Here is a 1,411-nt window from a genome sequence, read left to right as displayed (position 1 = left end):
ACAGGTCAGTATCCAGAAAAATCTTGTGTATGGAATACTGACAAAGTGCTGATTGTTGTTGGCACCAAGGTTGATTTTCTGCTTTTGGTCTTTGTTGTGTCCGCAGACGATGACCTCTACTTTGTTTTTCAGGCAGAAATCCACGATATAGTGAGCTGCCTTATAGAAAAAGTCGTCGATCTGGCAGGCTCTTTTCTTTGAGATACGGTTCAGTCTGGCAGAGTTTTTCACGGATTTCGTGGAATCCATCCCTTTTGTCAGTTCTGACATCAAAGCTGCGCGCCTGCGGTTAAAGTTCTGATTGATGGATTTTAACCAGTGTCCGTCAATGATGAACGGAGTTGCCGAGAAGTTTGTCAGCGCGGTAAGAAAGTTGTCAAGCCCTGGATCAAGTCCGAGAATCCTTGTGGGATTTGTCGGTACTTCCGGTATTTTGACGGCATCCTGAAATGTCACATATACCATATATCCGCCATAGCAGGGCTTGACTTCCGTTCTGACATAAGAACCTTCCGGCTTTCCAACACAAAGCGGCACCAGGCAGCGTGGAAATGTGATGTGCATTTTTCCTTTGATATCAGACCGCTTTGCAACCTGATTGGTAAAGGTAACGGTCGTGTAATGTGTCCTGATATATCCCGGCTGCTTTGGCTGTGCCTTAAAATTTCCGGGATTTTGACGATATGATGCCAACAGTTCAAAGTGTGATTTCCAGTCTTTGAGGACTTTTCGAAGCACCTGCTGATTTGCCTGCGACGGCATCGCATAGTAGTCAGGATTCTTTGTATTCTTCATCACCGCATCCAATGTCTCATATGTGAACATCCAGTGATCGGACGTTGGCATGATCGGATGGTTTTTCTGTTTGTTTTCTATTCGCTTCTGGATCTTTGTGCGGGCCGGGTCGCTTGCAGGCAGACTCTGCAGCTGCTTCGTGAGTCGGTCAACATCTTTCTGAAGCTTTTCATTTGCCATCTCAATGCCAATACGTACAGTCTCTATGACCTCATTTTCATTGGGAGTGCGGTCAACCGGATCTTTTTTCAATCCGGTACGCAGGTTACGAATGATAAAGTTTGCTGAATTTCGCAGTTTTTTTGCAAGGTGAGTCTGGCACTCGAAATAAGATGCCAGCTTTGGCATCCTGTTCTGATCCACAAAGATTGATATGGTATGCATAAAAGGCCCTCCTTTTCAAAAACGTGAGAATATAGTTGACTGCACTTATATTATACGATAAAATATAGGTAAAATCAAGCAATATATGAACTTTTTGAATTGTTTTATTTTAAAACGAGAGAGGTACTATTATGAGAACAAATAAGAATGGTGTTAACAAAGACCAAAAGGATAAGGTCAAGAAAGACGGGTACAACAGGGGACAGCATTGTGTTTACTGTCTTACCTATCA

The 1,411-nt window shown here is 43.2% G+C and carries 1 protein-coding gene; it reads right to left on the bottom strand.

Annotated features, from left to right (window positions below; translation table 11 throughout):
- Positions 1–1,179, bottom strand: a 1,179-nt coding sequence (locus LKD48_RS16405) for an RNA-guided endonuclease TnpB family protein (protein WP_308732655.1), incomplete at its 3' end; no start/stop codon positions are given.
- Positions 1,180–1,411 lie beyond the last annotated feature (232 nt).

This window comes from Anthropogastromicrobium aceti (genome assembly GCF_020687335.1).
GTDB classification, from domain to species: Bacteria; Bacillota; Clostridia; order Lachnospirales; family Lachnospiraceae; genus Anthropogastromicrobium; species Anthropogastromicrobium aceti.
This window is presented reverse-complemented; position numbering and strand designations above follow the sequence as displayed.